Source organism: Tissierella sp. P1 (genome assembly GCF_002266425.1).
GTDB classification, from domain to species: domain Bacteria; phylum Bacillota; class Clostridia; order Tissierellales; family Tissierellaceae; genus Tissierella; species Tissierella carlieri.
Genome location: NZ_NPMN01000018.1, coordinates 41,067 through 58,553 on the forward strand (window position 1 = coordinate 41,067; position 17,487 = coordinate 58,553).

Annotated in this window: 21 protein-coding genes; 18 read left to right on the forward strand and 3 right to left on the reverse strand. The window is 29.5% G+C overall.

Translation table 11 applies throughout. From position 1 onward, the window contains the following. Positions 1–5 precede the first annotated feature (5 nt). The 18 genes from CIW83_RS13450 (at position 6) to CIW83_RS13525 (ending at position 12,965) form a co-directional block, all read left to right on the forward strand. Positions 6–722, forward strand: coding sequence for a YitT family protein (locus CIW83_RS13450; RefSeq protein ID WP_201259881.1), 717 nt, complete (start codon positions 6–8; stop codon positions 720–722). Between the two features lie 35 nt (positions 723–757). Next, positions 758–856, forward strand: a complete 99-nt coding sequence (locus CIW83_RS23035; RefSeq protein ID WP_235601339.1) for a DUF2179 domain-containing protein — start codon at positions 758–760, stop codon at positions 854–856. A 254-nt stretch (positions 857–1,110) separates the two neighbouring features. Next, positions 1,111–1,719, forward strand: coding sequence for a phosphatase PAP2 family protein (locus CIW83_RS13455; protein WP_094902003.1), 609 nt, complete (start codon positions 1,111–1,113; stop codon positions 1,717–1,719). A 192-nt stretch (positions 1,720–1,911) separates the two neighbouring features. After that, positions 1,912–2,889: a metal ABC transporter solute-binding protein, Zn/Mn family gene (locus CIW83_RS13460; RefSeq protein WP_094902005.1), complete on the forward strand. Its 978-nt coding sequence runs from the start codon at positions 1,912–1,914 to the stop codon at positions 2,887–2,889. Beyond that, positions 2,879–3,607, forward strand: coding sequence for a metal ABC transporter ATP-binding protein (locus CIW83_RS13465; protein ID WP_094902007.1), 729 nt, complete (start codon positions 2,879–2,881; stop codon positions 3,605–3,607). The genes CIW83_RS13460 and CIW83_RS13465 overlap by 11 nt, the downstream gene beginning before the upstream one ends. Next, on the forward strand, positions 3,608–4,429 hold the full coding sequence (locus tag CIW83_RS13470; RefSeq protein ID WP_201259882.1) for a metal ABC transporter permease: 822 nt from the start codon (positions 3,608–3,610) through the stop codon (positions 4,427–4,429). It begins immediately after the preceding gene. 29 nt (positions 4,430–4,458) lie between these two features. Continuing rightward, positions 4,459–4,905, forward strand: coding sequence for a Fur family transcriptional regulator (locus tag CIW83_RS13475; protein WP_094902008.1), 447 nt, complete (start codon positions 4,459–4,461; stop codon positions 4,903–4,905). Then, positions 4,889–5,836: a GTP-binding protein gene (locus tag CIW83_RS13480; RefSeq protein WP_094902010.1), complete on the forward strand. Its 948-nt coding sequence runs from the start codon at positions 4,889–4,891 to the stop codon at positions 5,834–5,836. Before CIW83_RS13475 ends, CIW83_RS13480 begins: the two co-directional genes overlap by 17 nt. A 15-nt stretch (positions 5,837–5,851) precedes the next feature. Continuing rightward, entirely contained in the window at positions 5,852–6,280 is a 429-nt protein-coding gene (locus CIW83_RS13485; protein WP_158220121.1) for a GTP-binding protein, read from the forward strand. A 290-nt stretch (positions 6,281–6,570) separates the two neighbouring features. Further along, positions 6,571–7,452, forward strand: a complete 882-nt coding sequence (locus CIW83_RS13490) for a permease (protein ID WP_255374425.1) — start codon at positions 6,571–6,573, stop codon at positions 7,450–7,452. A gap of 6 nt (positions 7,453–7,458) precedes the next feature. Continuing rightward, on the forward strand, positions 7,459–8,268 hold the full coding sequence (locus CIW83_RS13495) for a TIGR03943 family protein (RefSeq protein WP_094902016.1): 810 nt from the start codon (positions 7,459–7,461) through the stop codon (positions 8,266–8,268). A 156-nt stretch (positions 8,269–8,424) separates the two neighbouring features. After that, positions 8,425–9,825 (forward strand): hypothetical protein, encoded by a 1,401-nt coding sequence (locus tag CIW83_RS13500; RefSeq protein WP_094902018.1) that lies wholly within the window; start codon positions 8,425–8,427, stop codon positions 9,823–9,825. A gap of 274 nt (positions 9,826–10,099) precedes the next feature. Further along, positions 10,100–10,231, forward strand: coding sequence for a hypothetical protein (locus tag CIW83_RS24430; protein WP_255374423.1), 132 nt, complete (start codon positions 10,100–10,102; stop codon positions 10,229–10,231). Beyond that, positions 10,210–10,293: a hypothetical protein gene (locus CIW83_RS23040; protein ID WP_201259887.1), complete on the forward strand. Its 84-nt coding sequence runs from the start codon at positions 10,210–10,212 to the stop codon at positions 10,291–10,293. The genes CIW83_RS24430 and CIW83_RS23040 overlap by 22 nt, the downstream gene beginning before the upstream one ends. A gap of 83 nt (positions 10,294–10,376) precedes the next feature. Beyond that, the gene (locus CIW83_RS23800) at positions 10,377–10,430 is read left to right on the forward strand and encodes a hypothetical protein (protein ID WP_235601342.1); all 54 of its coding nucleotides are present in this window, start codon (positions 10,377–10,379) and stop codon (positions 10,428–10,430) included. A 162-nt stretch (positions 10,431–10,592) separates the two neighbouring features. After that, positions 10,593–11,573: an ABC transporter substrate-binding protein gene (locus CIW83_RS13515; RefSeq protein ID WP_094902020.1), complete on the forward strand. Its 981-nt coding sequence runs from the start codon at positions 10,593–10,595 to the stop codon at positions 11,571–11,573. Next, entirely contained in the window at positions 11,548–12,303 is a 756-nt protein-coding gene (locus tag CIW83_RS13520) for an ABC transporter permease (protein WP_094902022.1), read from the forward strand. The genes CIW83_RS13515 and CIW83_RS13520 overlap by 26 nt, the downstream gene beginning before the upstream one ends. Then, positions 12,282–12,965 carry an ABC transporter ATP-binding protein gene (locus tag CIW83_RS13525; RefSeq protein ID WP_094902024.1) on the forward strand — a complete coding sequence of 228 codons (684 nt, stop codon included), beginning with the start codon at positions 12,282–12,284 and terminating at the stop codon, positions 12,963–12,965. Before CIW83_RS13520 ends, CIW83_RS13525 begins: the two co-directional genes overlap by 22 nt. A 254-nt stretch (positions 12,966–13,219) precedes the next feature. Here CIW83_RS13525 and CIW83_RS13530 read toward each other — a convergent pair whose 3' ends face one another. The 3 genes from CIW83_RS13530 to CIW83_RS13540 all read right to left on the reverse strand — a co-directional run bounded on the left by CIW83_RS13530 (position 13,220) and on the right by CIW83_RS13540 (position 17,479). Then, on the reverse strand, positions 13,220–15,037 hold the full coding sequence (locus tag CIW83_RS13530) for an ABC transporter ATP-binding protein (protein WP_235601340.1): 1,818 nt from the start codon (positions 15,035–15,037) through the stop codon (positions 13,220–13,222). A gap of 11 nt (positions 15,038–15,048) precedes the next feature. Next, a complete protein-coding gene (locus CIW83_RS13535; protein WP_094902026.1) occupies positions 15,049–16,842 on the reverse strand; it encodes an ABC transporter ATP-binding protein in 1,794 nt (597 codons plus the stop codon). 367 nt (positions 16,843–17,209) lie between these two features. Then, entirely contained in the window at positions 17,210–17,479 is a 270-nt protein-coding gene (locus tag CIW83_RS13540; RefSeq protein ID WP_094902028.1) for a DUF3343 domain-containing protein, read from the reverse strand. Between the last annotated feature and the right edge of the window lie 8 nt (positions 17,480–17,487).

Sequence of the window (17,487 nt, forward strand, 5' to 3'; positions counted from 1 at the left end):
CGTATTTGAAAGGAAAAATAAAAGAATATGTATTTATAACTCTCGGTATGATAATGGTAGCAGCAGGTTTATATTTCTTTCTTATGCCCCAGAAATTAGCTGTAGGTGGAGCTAATGGACTTGCCATTGTTATTAATCATTGGATTCCAATTTTATCAATAGGAGCTATTATGATAATCATTAATATAATTTTATTTATAATTGGTTTTCTTATTGTGGGAACCAGCTTTGGATTTAAGACTATTTATGCAAGTATGGGGACTTCTATAACCATTTCTTTATTTGAGAGAACTATACCTATACAACAGCCTTTAGCAGAAGATATTATAATACAGCTGATTTTTGGAGTTTTTATATCGGCAATAGGTATGGGGATTGTATTTAATCAAAATGCATCAACAGGCGGAACTGATATAATAGCAAAGATAATAAATAAGTTCTTTGGGATAGAACTTGGCAAAGGAGTACTTATATCAGACTTCATTATAATAATAATGGCTGGATTCGCATTCGGACCTGAGTTGGGAATGTATTCTCTATTGGGAATTATATTAAATGGTGTAGTAATAGATTGGACTATAGAAGGGATAAGCTTGTGTAAAGAAGTCAATATAGTGAGTGAATATAGTAATAATATTAGAGAATATATAGTAAATGATTTGGAAAGAGGAGCGACTATATATAATGCTAAAGGAGCTATACAGGAGAGAAAAAGAATGTAGTAGTAACAGTTATAGATAGAAGAGATTTTATTAAATTGAAAAGCTATATTAAAGGCATAGATAAAAATGCATTTATTACAGTAAGTAATGTTTATGAAGTATTAGGTGACGGATTTAAAAACATAGAAGAATAAGGTTAATAGAAAGGTTGATTTCATTAAAGAAATGAACCTTTTCCATAACGAATAGGAAAGTTCTACTTTTTTCTCTTTTTCATTTTAGAACTGAGATAACTGAAATTTTTGATTTTGTGCAAGTTGCTTATGCAGTGACCAAAAAAGGCTTTCTTAAAATTCTCCTTTAGAAGCCTTTTTTATTAAGAAGTTTTTTGTATTTTATGAGAATTTTGGTATAATTAATTTGATAGAAAAATAATAGGGGTGTATAAATGAATAAGCAAGGTAAAAGTTTAATTTTAGGTTTAATGTTAATAATATTTTTAATTTTAGGATTTATGGTTAAGGGTAGCAGTGAGGGTGTTTTATTTGATGTGGATATAATGAAGTACATACACAATAATGCCAATCCAAGAACATTATCCTTTATGAAATTTATATCTTTTATAGGATCTGTAAATTTTTTATTGCCAGTTACTGCTATGGGGATATCATATACATTAATCAAAAAGAAATATTACATATCTAAATTATTGTTGTTATCAACTCTGGGATCATATTTATTAAATTATTTATTAAAGCAATTCTTCCAAAGAACAAGACCACTAGAGTTTTTTTTGGTGAATCAAGGGGGATTAAGTTTTCCTAGCGGACATTCTATGGTAACAATGACCCTTTATTCTACAATAGCATTTTTATTAGCGAAAAAAGTAGATAATGATAGGAAGAAAAAGCTAATCCATATTATATCTTTTGTCATGATATGTCTAATGGGAATTAGTAGGATTTATTTAGGAGTCCATTGGCCAACAGATGTAATAGGCGGATATTTGATAGGATATATATTTTATTGTATAAGTATTAAGTTAATTAAAGAATAAAAATAAACATGGCACTTAAAAGAATTATATATATAGATTATTGACAAATGATATATAGCTATATATAATAAATATAAATAAAATTACTCTTAACATAAAAGTTAAGAGGTTTTTTATACGAAAAATTAAATGCAAATGATTTGCGTTAGCATTTAATAATGAACAAAATAGACTAGAAAAGAGGAGGAGTATATGGTGAAAGGGAAAAGGATTCTGAAAGTATTTATATTTTCACTTGTAATATTATTGATATCAGGCTGCAGTAAAAAGATAAATAATAAAGATGCGAATAGTGGGAAACTAAAAATTATAACAACTTTGTTTCCTCAATATGATTTTGTAAAAGAAATTGGCAAAGATAAGGTTGATGTAAGTTTGTTACTTCCACCAGGAGTAGAATCACATTCATATGAGCCTACTCCTAAAGATATGGTAGATATTAAGAATGCGGATATATTTATTTATACTGGTGAATATATGGAACCTTGGGCGAAAAAAATAGCAGACAATATTGAAGGCTATGATTTAATAATAACTGATGCCAGTGAAGGTGTAGAACTACTTGAAGGACATGGGCATGAAGAAGATGAGCATGAGGGTCATGAGAATGAAGACCATGCTCATGATCATAGCGGCAAAGATCCTCATATATGGCTAGATCTTATATATGCACAAAAAATGATAGATAACATAACAGTAGCTCTTACAGAAGCAGATAAAGAAAATAAGGAATTTTATATAAAAAATGCAGAAGAATATAAAAAACAATTAGACTTACTAGACAAAGAAATTGCAGAAGCTTTAGAGAAGGTAAATTCAAAAAAGGTTATCTATGGTGGGCATTCTGCATTTGGTTATTTTTCTATGAGGTATAATCTAGAGTTCATTACACCATACAAAGGATTTTCTCCTAATGCAGAACCAACACCTAAAATGATTATTGAATTAATTAAAAATATTGAAGATGCAGGGGTAAAATCAATATTCTATGAAGAATTAATTGATCCTAAGGTAGCTAAAATAATATCGTCAGAAACGGGAGCTAAAATGATTTTATTGCATGGTGCACATAATTTATCTAAGGAAGAGATAGAGTCAGATGTAAGATATATCGATATTATGAAAGGAAATTTAGAAAGACTAAAAGAAGGACTTGGCTATGAAGAATGAGATATTATCAGTAGAAAATTTAACCCTAAAATATGGAAGGCATGAAGCAGTAAAAGATATTAGCTTCAGTATATATAAAGGAGATTATCTAGGAATTGTTGGACCTAATGGTTCGGGCAAAACCACATTATTAAATGCAATTTTAGGGTTAATAGAGTGTACAGATGGCAGAATAAATTTTCATGGGGAAGCTAGATTAGGCTATCTTCCGCAAAAATCTATTTCAAGTGATAAGTTTTTTCCAGCAAAAGTAAAGGAGATAGTTGCAACAGGATTACTATCGCAAAAAGGAATATTTAAATTCTATACAGAGGAAGATTACATTAAAGTAAATACTATTCTCAAGAAACTGGATATATACGACTTAAGATATAAAAAAATAGGTGATTTATCCGGAGGACAGCAGCAAAGGGTATTTTTGGCACGGGCTATGGTATCTTCACCTAATATATTAATATTAGACGAGCCCACTAACTATTTAGATACTAAAATGAGAGATGAACTTTATAGAATTCTCAAAGAATTAAATAAAGAGGATAATGTAACCATAATAGTAGTATCTCATGATTTGAAAACTCTAGGAAATTATATAAATAAGGTTTTATATCTTGAAACAGAGCTTGTTTTTTATGGCACATATACATCCTTCCTCCATTCAAAGGAAATAGGAAGATACTCAAATCCCATCAATATAAATCAAATAGATGGAGGGATATAATTGGGAAATATAATTTTTATAATAGGAGAGATATTACAATATGATTTTATGATGAAGGCAATTGTTGCGGGAAGTTTAATAGCGATTTCTTCATCCTTTCTAGGGATATTTCTTGTATTAAAGAAATATTCTATGATTGGTGATGGATTAGCCCACGTAAGTTTTGCAACAGTGGCTATGGCCTTATTATTAAACCAGTCACCTATATTAATGTCCATACCAATAGTTGCTGTAGCCTCAATAATAATATTGAAACTAACTGAGAGAAACAAAATAGGAGGGGATGCATCTATAGGTCTTATATCATCTTTTTCAGTGGCTTTAGGAGTGCTAATTTCTTCCTTGTCAAATGGATTTAATGTTGATTTGTTTAGTTATCTTTTTGGAAGTATTTTAGTAATCAGCAATTTTGAACTAATACTTTCTGTAATCTTATCCATAATTATTTTATTATTAATTATTTCATTTTATAATAGTTTATTTGCAATTACCTATGATGAAAATTTTGCTATGACAATGGGAATAAATGTTAAACAATTAAATTATCTAATATCAATCCTAATATCCATAACGGTAGTTCTTGGCATCCGGGTAGTTGGTACGATGTTAATCTCAAGCATGATTATTTTTCCAACAGTAACGGCATTACAATTATCTACTAGTTTTAAAAATACTATAATTATATCTATAATAGTATCAGTTTTATCAGTACTATTAGGGATATTTATTTCATTTATCTATGACCTTCCAACAGGAGCTACAATAGTTATTGTAAATGCCATTTGCTTTGTGATATCTTTAATTATAGGGAAGATAAAATAAAATTGAGATAATTAAAAGGAGATAGCAAATTGAGAAGAATAGATAATAAGGAAATATTTAGTAAACATGGAATAAAGAATACCAAACAGAGAAATGTAATTTTAGATATATTGAAGAAGACAGATTCACCTATTACTGCAGAAGAAATATTTATAAGAAGTCAAGATTCAAATGTAAATATGAATTTCTCAACGGTATATAGGATATTAAACACCTTTGTTTTAAAGGATATAGCTATAAAGACTAGTATTGGAGAAGACGATAAAAACCTGTATGAGCTAAATATGGAAGAACACAGTCACTATCTAATTTGCTTATCTTGTAAAAAAATGATAAAGATAGGTCACTGTCCCTTAGAGGAATATGAAAGTCAAATACAACGAAATACTAAGTTTCATATAATAGGCCATAAGTTAGAGATACATGGTTATTGCCCTGAATGTATAGAGGAGGATATGTATGAAAATAAAAATTGATATTATATCAGGATTTTTAGGTGCAGGCAAAACTACTTTAATAAAAGAGATGATTAGTCAAAACCTTTATAATGAAAAAGTAGTGATTATAGAAAATGAATTTGGAGAAGTAGGTATAGATGGAGAGTTAATAAGAGAGTCTGGATTAGAAATTAAAGAAATAAATTCAGGATGTATATGTTGCTCTTTAACACAAGATTTCGAGAAATCTATTGAGGAAATAATTGAAAAAATCAATCCGGGGAGAATTATTATAGAGCCATCTGGAGTAGGGAAGCTATCTGAAATAATTAAAGCTTGCAAGTCAGAAAGATTAGAAGATTTAATCCAAATTAATATGTTGATAACAGTTGTTGATGTAGAAAGGTTTTGTTTATATATTTCAAATTTTGGAGAATTTTTTGAAGATCAAATAAAAAATGCTAAGACTATTTTGCTTAGTAGAACCAATAATACTGCTAAAGAAGAAATAGAACTTGTAACTAGAGAAATACAGGAGATTAATAGTAAAGGCAATATAGTTTCAACACCTTGGCAAGAGCTTAAACTAAATACAATTGTTTCATTGGCAGAGAAAAACACTATTAATCCTATCAATAAAAAAGTAAAAAACATTAGGGTAATAAAGGAAAAAGTAAAAAAATCTAACTCGCATAAAGTATTTGAATCTTGGGGGCTAGAAACTCCTAGAATTTTTACAAAAAATAAGATAGAGAATATTGTAAGAGAATTCAATATATCCGAAGAGTATGGAAATATTTTAAGGGCGAAAGGAATTGTAGAAATCCAAGACAATAGGTGGATTCAGTTTAACTACGTTCCAGGAGATATCCAAATAGCAGAAGCACTACCGAATTATAATGGAAAGGTTTCCATCATAGGAACGGAGCTTAATAAAGATAAATTAAATAAAATATTTCATGATATATAACAAGAGGACATGTTTATGAAAACAGGAATAGAAATAGTTACAGGGTTTTTGAGTTCTGGGAAAACATCAATGATTAATATTATTTTAAGAGAGGATATAGATAAGAACAAAAAGATAGTTATAATACAATGTGAAATGGGACAAAAAGAAATAAATGAAAAATATATAAATGAAAATATAATCATTGAAAAAATTCCAAAGGGTAATTCCTTAGAAGAAATGTATATGAAGCAGATAGTTGATAAATATTCTCCAGATAAGATTATTATCGAGCAAAATGGGATGGAAACAATTGAAGAATTATTAAATCAATTAGACACTAAAAGTATGAGAAAATGTACAAGAATTGAAAGGATTATAAATATTATTGATTGTAGGCAGTTTAATATGCTAATGGGAATACTAGGCAATAATCTTATAAATAAGATAGCTATAGTGATTTAATTATTTTAAATCATGTTGATGGCGTATCTGATGATGAACTAGAGGACATCAATAAAAAAATTGGAAGTATAAATAAATCAGGTTTAGTTATAGAAATTAATGAACATGAAAAATTTTTAAATTATACTAAAAATAAAGAAACAAATAAAATATGGAAAGGGACGATTTATGATAAGTTATCAATACTCTTTTTAATAGCTGCATCAATTTATTTATCTATAAACCTTTTAATATCAATTGATTTTAGCAAATTTAACATAGACTTTTCTAATATATATATTTTAAATACAATTTTTATAAGCATATTGATGGAATCATTCCCATTTTTAATTCTTGGAGTATTTATATCATCTATTATTCAGATATTTGTAACAAGAGATATGATAGTTAAGTATTTTCCTAAAAATAAAATAATATCATTTCTAGTAGCCATTGTGGGAGGGTTATTTTTCCCAGTTTGTGACTGTGCTATAGTGCCTGTTGTATCTAGATTAGTAAAAAAAGGAGTTCCATTATATGCAGCAATAACTTTTATGTTAGCAGCTCCCATTGTAAATCCAATAGTTATAGTCTCTACATATTATGCATTCCCTGGGCAGCCACAAATTATGATATTTAGATTAATAATAGGTATCATAGTTGCAATAATTTCTGGTATTTTATTTCTGATTTTTCCTGAGGGAGAAATGACTATTAAAAACCATGAATTAGACAATCTTTGCAATTGTGTTTATTGTAATAATGTAAATAATAGAGATATTAAAGGGAAGATAAGTACAATATTCAAACATGCAGGTGAAGAATTTTTCGATGTTGGAAAATTTTTGATAATAGGTGCATTATTGACAAGCTTTTTTCAAGTCATAATTCCTAAAGATATTATTTTAAAACTGGGAGGAAATAGTGTAACGGCTATTCTACTTATGATGTTCATAGGATTTCTTTTTTCCTTATGTTCATCATCAGATGCTTTTATTGCCAGAAGTTTCCTAAATCAGTTTTCACTAAGCAGCATAATGGGATTTATGATTCTAGGACCTATGATAGATATTAAGAATTTAATTATGTTATCAGATATTTTTAGTAAAAGGTTTATTATCAAACTGACTTTTATTGTATTTAATATAACATTTTCAGCTATTTGTTTTTTTACTATATTGTATTTAGGGTGATTAGATATGAAGCTAAGAAGACTTCATGGAATAAATATAGATATTTTTTTGAGATTAGTCTTTTTATTAGGTTTTACTGCCTTTTATCTTATGACAATTAAAAAGAATACAGTGACTAACTATGTTCATCCTCGCATAATACCATATATTGCTTTTGCTATAATTAGCTTTATATTTATAATACTATTTATGATAAAGGAACTTTTTAAAGTTAGGAGAAAGAATACTAAAATAGGTAGATATATTATTTTTTTATTTCCTGTACTGACAGCATTTATATTTCCGCCTAAGACAATGATTTCTGAAAGTGCGAAATTAAATAAAATTACTTCAAAGAATATAGTAGAGTCAAAAATAGATGGTGAAAAAGAAATTGAAGGGAATATTTCATCAGAAATATTTGATATATATAGTGATATACTCGATGATGAGGGAAATATTCTTTCTTTAGAAGATGGTAGAATTATTCTTGATGAAGGTAATTTTATAAAATGGATTGATGAAATATATATAAATGTAGATAAATATGAAGGGAAAAATATCGAATTAACTGGATTTGTTTTTAGAAATAATGAATTCAAGCAAAATCAATTTGTAATGGGAAGACTTATGATGGTATGCTGTGCAGCTGATACTCAAGTTATAGGCTTTTTATGTAATTATGATAAGGCATCTGAATTAGAAGAAGGTTCTTGGAATAAGATTAATGGAATTTTAAAAAGCATAGAGGATAATGAAGAGAAAATACCTCTAATTGAAATTGAGAGTATAGAAGAAGTAAATAAACCAGAGAATGAATTTATATATCCTTATTAATAAAGTTTAACATATAATGTATTATAAAAAAATATAAATATAAAAGTATGCTGGTTTCTGTAGAAACTAGCATATTTTTATATCTTTAATGTTTATCTTCACCTCCATGTTATTTTTTGCATATTCTAAAGTACAAAAGAATATGGGAGGGATTTTATGGACATTCAATTAAATGCTCTACATTATGTATATCTTCTATTTACTCTTTTAATATTAGGGGTAATGATTAAAAAGAGAGATACTTCTTTAGTATGTATTTTAGGAGTATTTATACTAGGAATCATTGCTACTTCTTCATTATCTCAAGCAATAATGGGGGTTTTCAACTCTTTCATCTATGCCATAGTGGAACTAATGGGAACAATCCTTATTATTTCAGTAATAGTAGGGATGAGTACGATTCTAACCAAAACAGGAATAAACGAAATAATGGTCTCACCTTTTACAAAATTAATAAAGAACCCTACATTAGCTTATTGGGTAATAGGAATACTTATGATGATAATATCTTGGTTTTTTTGGCCATCTCCAGCTGTAGCTCTAATAGGAGCAGTTATGTTACCAGTGGCAGTTAGTGCTGGATTACCAGCTTTAGCTGTAGCTATGACAATGAATTTATTTGGGCATGGAATAGCATTATCAGGAGATTTTATTATTCAAGGAGCACCAAAGCTTACAGCAGATGCAGCAGGTATTCCAGTATCACAAGTGATTTCTGCAAGTATTCCATTAGTAATTGTTATGGGAGTAGTTACTACAATTACGGCATTTATATTTTTAAAGAGAGATTTGAAAAGCGGAAAAATAAAAGCAGAACAAAAAATCAATAGATTTAAGAATAAAGAAGAGGGAGATATCTTAAAAAATGTACTAACAATGAAGACCAAGAAAACTTTGGCAGTTGTAACTCCCATATTGTTCGGTATAGACGTTATAATTATGTTTATAGCCAATTTACAGGGCGGGGATGCTACAGCTTTAATAGGCGGAACTGCTATATTTATACTTGTATTAGTTTCACTATTGGTTCATAAAGGAAAAGCTTTAGAAGAGATAACAAAATATTTAGTATCAGGATTTAAATTTGGATTTGAAATATTTGGTCCAGTAATACCCATAGCAGCTTTTTTTTACTTAGGAGATGATGGGTTTTTAAAAGTTATTGGTGAATTCTTACCTGAAGGTTCTCAAGGATTAGTGAATGATTTAGGTATTGCCTTAGCTAATATTGTACCATTAAATGCTGGAGTAGGAGCAGTGACCATTACATCAGTAGGGGCAATAACAGGCTTAGATGGTTCAGGTTTTTCTGGTATATCTTTAGCAGGCTCTGTGGCTAGATTATTTGGAGCCGCAATAGGAAAAGGTGTAGCTACTCTTACGGCCCTAGGTCAAATTGCAGCAATATGGGTAGGAGGAGGAACATTAATACCTTGGGCAGTCATTCCAGCAGCAGCTATTTGTGGAGTAGATCCTTTTGAATTAACGAGAAGAAACTTTAAACCAGTAGTTATTGGATTGACTATAACTACAATAGTAGCAATGCTCATTATGTAGATTAACCATTGGATAATATAAGAATTTTAATGTCATTCATTATAAGATTTAATATAAAAAGGCTTCCATTAAAGTACTAATAATTTAAGGAAGCCTTTTTCCTATTTTAATAAAAATACATGCAATATAAAATTGTATGATATAATAATATCAATATAGAGAATAGTTTGGCAAAATAAAGGCATAAAAATAATAATAAATTATTAAGAAAGGGAGATGTAAAATGAGTAGGATTAGTATAATTACGTGAAATTAAGTCCAGCAAACCATTTATTTGATTAAAAATGAAAATCCTAATCCTGATGCATTTAAGGAAGTAAGAGGAAGAAAAGGATGGAAAGAAGCAAGCTTTGACCAAAACTTAGGGTTGCTGTTGCCAGTGGATTGGGAAATGCAGGAAAGCTAATAGAGGCTATTAGAGTGGGAACTGCTGAATATGACTTTGTTGAGATTAGGCCTGTCCTATAGGCTGCGCTAGTGGAGGAGGACAGCTAGAGGATGGTAAGGAATTAGCTAATGAAAGAGATGAGATACTATATGGATTAGATAAGGTGAATAATTTACGTTTCTCACATAAAAATCCGTCAGTTATAAAATGCTATTAAGAGTATTTGGGGAAGCCGTTGTCACATAAATCACACAAACTACTTCATACCAATCAAAAAGATTGGTAAAATATAAGTTAAAACCTCTAAGTATGGGTAACTATACTTAGAGGTTTTATCAACAGCAAAGTCAGACTAAAAAATATAAGGAGCATGAAAAAGATGAAAAAAACATTATTATTGTATTTATTCTTAATTATTGTAATACTAGGAGTGATAGGCTGTAATAAATTAGATACTTTGCAAAAAGAGCCTAAGATTATTAAATTTATTTATCAAGATGGGACACCTGCTTTAACAGCTGCTAAGTTGGCTAAAGAAAATCCAATTATTGATGAGAGTATAACTATTGAATATGAAATGGAAAAATCTCCGGATTTATTAGTCACAAAGATATTAAAAGGGGAAGCAGATATTGCCATAGTTCCATCAAATCTAGCAGCTCAGGCATTTAATAAGGAACTGCCATATAAAATAGTAGGTACATCTGTATGGGGCTCACTCTATCTAGCTAGTGCAGAAGATATAAAGAATTTTGAGGAATTAAAAGATAAGGAAATATATACCTTTGGGAAGGGACTTACTCCAGATATAGTTCTTAGATATGTTTTATCTAAAAATGAAATTGTTCCAGATAAGGATGTGAAGATTACATATTTAAATGCTGCTTCAGAGGTTGGTCCTATATTTATCAGTGGAAAATCTAATTTAGCCGTTTTAGCAGAACCTTTGTTAACTACTGTGAGGATGAAGAAACAGGATACTAAAGTGATTTTTGACCTTAACGAAGAATGGGCTAATGTAACAGGAACGACTAAAGGCTATCCTCAGGCTAGCTTAATAATTAAAGAAGACTTAATAGAGAATAATATAGAATTTGTGAAACAATTTATTGATATATATGAGGAAAGTAGGAAATGGGCAAAGGAAAATGGAGAAGAACTAGGAGAATATTCGGAGGAATTGGGAATTAGTGTAGCGAAGGAGACAATAGAGAAAGGGATAATATGGACTAATATAGAATCCTTTGATATAAGAGACGGTAAAGAAGAATATAATGCCTATTATGGAGCAATATTAGATTTTGCACCGGATTTTATAGGAGGAAAAATGCCTGATGAAAAAATTTATTTTGAAAGATAGGAAATTATCTATCATTTCAAAAATCTTAATAATAATCATATGGATATTGCTATCGGTATTTATAGACAATGAAGTGATATTTCCTACAATAAAGAGTACTTTTAGTAGTCTTGTAGATATAGCCACAAATTCAAATTTTTTAATTATTATTGGCTATTCTCTCCTAAGAAGTTTAATTGGATTTATGATATCATTGTTTTTAGCCATGGTGATAGGAATTTTTTCTAGTATCTTTAAAACTATATATTATTTAATGGTTCCTATAATAAACTTTTTAAGCTCAGTACCGACTATGGCTATTATTATATTGGCTCTCATATGGTTGGATAATGAGATGGTACCGATTTTTGTAGGATTTATTATGGTATTTCCTATATTATATGAAACGGTTTTGAATGGAATATTAAACGTGGATAAAAAAATTATAGCTATGGCAGAAATATACAAGGTAGATAAGTCTACTATTATAAAGGATATCTACATACCAAGTATCTTGCTAAGTTTAAATAATATTATATCTTCTGCATTGGGGATTAATCTAAAGATGGTAATTGCAGGAGAAGTATTATCACAGCCTAAATATGCCATAGGAAGTAATTTGCAATTACAGAAGATGTACTTGAATACTTCAGGAGTTTTTGCTTGGATAATAGTAATTCTTCTTATTTCTAAAATATTTAAATATATACTGGAAGGGATAAAAAATTTATGTATCAGGTCAAGAATATAATAAAAGGCTACAATGAGTTAAAGGTATTAGAGGATATTAGCATTGATTTTCCTAAAAACAAAACAATATGTATTTTAGGACCATCAGGATGTGGAAAAACTACTCTTTTAAATATAATATCGGGAATAATAAAAGAGTATTCAGGAAAGATAATAGGATTTGAAGATGATATATCCTTTGTATTTCAAGAAGATAGACTTATTCCATGGAAAAATGTAAGTTCTAATATAGAATTTGTTTTGAAAAATAAAATGAATAAAGAGAAAATAGAGACTACTATAGAAAGGTATTTAAAATTAGTCAATTTAGAGGAATACAGATATTATTATCCCAAGGACCTTAGTGGTGGAATGCGACAAAAGATAAGTATATTGAGGGCTTTTGCTTATCCATCCAACTTACTTATAATGGACGAGCCTTTTAAATCCTTAGATATCAATAGTAAGCAAGTATTAATAGATTTTTTTAAGGAACTGAGAATAACGGAAAATAGAACCTGTATAATAGTAACCCATGATATAGAAGAGGCTTTAACCTTAGGAGATAAAATTATAATATTAACAGAAAAACCTACTAAGGTAAGGAAGATAATGGAGTTAAATGGAAGTGAAGAAAACAAGATTAAGTTAAGGGAAATAATAGAAAAGGAGTTAATAATGTAATAATCAACTTAGAATACCTACCTTATTTAAGATATAATAAATCATAATACTACCTTATATTTATGCAAATGGAGATAGAAAGGGGGATAAATTTATAAGCCCTATGTATGAGGTTTATTTTATATCCAAAGTAATATATGCCATAGCAGGTATTCATATGATAAGCAAAGAAATTTAATTTTAAAATGTTCTTAGATTTAATAGTTAAAGGGTAGGTTTTAGCAAAGACTAAAAACCTACCCTATCTATTTTACTTATCCTAATACATTCATACTTTTTTCTTCAATGAACTGATTAGTATATAGATTATAATAATAGCCCTTCTTCTTAATCAATTCCTTATGGTTTCCTGCTTCTTCAATTTTTCCATTTCTTATAACTAAAATCCTATCTGCATTTTTTATGGTAGATAGTCTATGAGCTATAACAAAGGAAGTTCTTCCATCTAGTACTTTGTGAATAGCATCTTGAATAATCTTTTCAGTTTCTGTATCTATAGATGAAGTAGCCTCATCTAGTACAAATAGCCTTGGGTTACGGACAACTGCTCTTGCAAAGGATATAAGCTGCTTTTGGCCAGTTGAAAGTAAGCCTCCCCCTTCACCAACTTGAGTATCATATCCCTTTTCAGTATCCATAATAAAGCTATGGGCATCAACTAATTTACTTGCAGCTATAATTTCTTCATCTGTAGCATCTAGATTACCATATTTAATATTTTCTTTTATAGTACCACTGAATAGATGAGGAGCTTGTAGTACATATCCAAGATTTTCATGTATCCAGTTTTGTGGCATATCTTTATAATTTATACCATCGATTAAAATCTCACCAGATGTAGGTTCATAAAATCTACAAAATAGATTTACTATAGTTGATTTTCCTGAGCCAGTTTCACCAACTAAGGCTATAGTCTCACCTGGTTTAACCTTTAAGTTAAAATTATCAAGTATAGTTTCTCCGGTCTTATAAGAAAAGGATACATTTTTAAATTCAATAGCTCCCTTAATCCCAGGCCAAAGTTCTCTTTTAGGATTTAGCAAGTCTCCATATTTCTCTTTTACCTCACCACTATCTATTATAGCAGGTACTTCATTCAATAAAGAGAAAACTCTTTCAGCTGAAGCTTGAGCTGCCTGCAACTCCGCAAATATTACAGCTATCTGACGCACTGGCTCGTAAAATTGAGCTGTATAAGATATAAAAGCTACCAATGTTCCATAGGAAATAGCACCTAGTAAGACTCCTTTACCACCATAATTTAAAGCTAAAGCAGTACCTATACTACCTAGAGTAAGTATAATAGGTAAATAAACAGAGGAGATCACAGTAGCTCTTATGGAATTATCTCTCATGGATGTGGTTATCTCAGAAAATTCCTGAAGATTAATATCTTCTCTAACTAATGTTTTTGTAGTTTTAGCTCCCTGAATATCCTCATTATAGGCAGCTGTAATCTTGGAGTTTATTTTTCTCACATCTCTTTGAGCCTTTAGTATTTTCTTTTGAAAATAAAAGCTGATAATTGCTAATATCGGTATTACAGATAATGTAATTAAAGCTAATTTAAAGTTTAATCTAATCATTGCAATGGTTACAGCAGTCATCATGGAGAAACCCCATGCAAGATCTACCAATGACCAAGATATGGTCTCTGATAGCCTACCTATATCAGAGGTCATTCTTGCCATTAACCATCCAACAGCCTTATCATCATAATAGGATAGAGGTAAAAGCTGAAGCTTTTCAAATCCTATCTTTCTAATATCATAAGCCATTTTTGTTTCTAGTTTACCAGCTAGAGATATGAATAGATAAACCGTAAGAGCTAGCGCAATTACTGCAGAAAAATAAACAAAACCAAATTTTTCTATTCCAGCTAAAGTATTTTTTTCTATAAAATTATCTATAGCATATTTCGTCATTAGAGGAAAAATAGAATCCAATATCCCAAGGCATATCATCATTAAAGCCAATATTCCAAACTCAAGTTTATATGGTTTTAAATATTTAAAGAAATCTTTCCATATATTAATCTGTATCTTATCTTGGTTATTATTTTCTTGTGTCAAATTAACACCCCCTATGCATTTATTACTTCATCATCTAATGAATTTTGTATGGTATATACTCGTTTATATAGCCCTTCTTCATTAATTAAATCATTATGAGTACCTCTTTGAATGATTTTTCCCTTATCTATTACCAGTATCATATCTGCTTCAGATACAGTTGAAATTCTATGGGATATGATAATAGTAGTAGCTTTATTTTTTCTACTGCCTAAAGCCTTTCTAATGGAAATATCCGTCTCAGTATCTACTGCAGATAATGAGTCATCAAATATAACAATTGGACAGTCATTGATAATAGTTCTTGCAATTGCCATTCTTTGCTTTTGACCCCCAGATAGTGAAACACCACGTTCTCCTACGATAGTTTCATAGCCAGATTCAAAGGATTTTATATCTTCATGGATGGAAGCAGTTTTCGCAGCCATAATTACCTTTTCATCTTTTAAAGATGGATTAGCTAGCCTAATATTCTCTCTTATATTTTTAGCATAAAGGAAAGGCTCCTGTAGTACTAATCCAACATTTTTTCTAATCCAAGATTTATCTATAGTATTTAGCTCAATACCGTCAATCTTTATAGAACCATGACTATATTCATATAATCTTGGTAATAAATGTACTAAAGAAGATTTACCAGATCCTGTAGGTCCTATTAAAGCAATGGTTTCACCAGTTTCAACATCAAATGAAAGATCTGATAAAACTGGTTTATTTTCCTCATACTCAAAATAAACATTTTTAAATTCTATATTACCTTTGATATTAGGCTTATGGTTATTCTCATCTAATATCTCTATTGGTTCCGCAAATATTTCATCAATTCTTTTTAATGATACAAATGCCTTACCCATATCTGTTAGGGTTCTACCCATTTGTCTAACTGGCCAGATTATCATATTAATATAACTGACAAAAGCTACAAAAGACCCAAGTGACAATTCACCTTCATATGCAAGGTAGCTACCAACTATAATAACAAATCCAACTTGAGACATACTAAGTAAATCAGATAATCCCCAATAAGCTGATAAGTTTTTTATTAGCTTATAAGTTAGGTCTCTATATTCTAAATTTTTCTCATCAAATTTATCAACTTCAAATTTTTGTCTAGAAAAGGCTTTTACAACTCTAACCCCTGTTAAATTTTCTTGAAGAGTAGTAGTCATTCTTGCTTCTGCCTCGTCCGAGGCTTCAAAAGCCTTTTTTACTTTAGTAAAAAATATAAATGAAAATAAAAATGTTATAGGTAATACTATTATAGATATCATAGCCATCTTAATGTTCATGGTGAACATTACATAAAGTATAAAAATCAACATAAACATTGATCCTACAACCTCTACAAGTTGTATAGCTAAAAATCTTCTTATAGTATCTACGTCAGATGTACATTTTTGTATAAGCTCTCCAGTCTCTGACTTAACATGATATTCATAGGGGAGCCTCTGTATATGATCATAGAGTTTATCCCTTATTCTCTGAGTAGTATTTTCTGCAGATTGACTAGCTAGGGTATTCTTTAGATATAAGAATATTCCTCTTAAAATAGCTACAGAAACAAGCAAAAGACCTATAATCCACAGTTTTTCTTTTAAAAATTCTTTTCCACCTAAGAAATCAACAATTCTCTGAATGGTTGAAGAGGCAATTACTTCATCGCCAATTATACTATCAATTGTTGTTCTTAAGATAAGAGGGGTGACAGTAGTAAGTATTTGAGATATAAGAATTGATATCATTCCAAATAAATAAATAATCCTGTACCCTTTCATAAATTTTAGTAGTTTTTTAAAATCCCTCATTCTCTCCCTCCTTAATTAAAAAACCATAGGTATATACCTATGGTTGATTATTTCTATGTAGAGACACGGATACCCTAATAAGGATACTACAAAAATATAAAAAACCATAGGCGAACACACCTATGGTATAAAACTCAGTAGCAAAAAATTAAATCTTGTACCCAGGTCGTGTTGTTAAAATTATTAAGTTTTCTTTGTTGTTAAGTACAAAATTCATTCTGATCATCTTCACGACCTCCTTTCTTATATTTGCCAATAATATAATTATATATGAAAATTTGGAAAAATCAAGCTTTATTTTGTAAAAAATGATAAAGATAAAACAAAAGAATGTTTCTTCAAATTAAAAGAAGCATTCTTTTGAAAATTATTTATTAATATACTTAGAAAACCAAGATTTTCCCTTCAGATTTATAATCTTATGAAAATCATCTATAGGAACATCTTCATCTTCGCACAATTTCTTTATATCATATTCTAATTCACAAGGTATCTTTGCAGCTGTTCCACAGCTTGAGCTGACTTGTCTGGGCACAGGCATCAGCTTTACAGGAATACCTTTATCATTCATAAATTTCTCAAAAATTAATGCATGTTGGGTAACATGAAATGTAACTACACAGTAAAATTCTTCCATCAAATCAC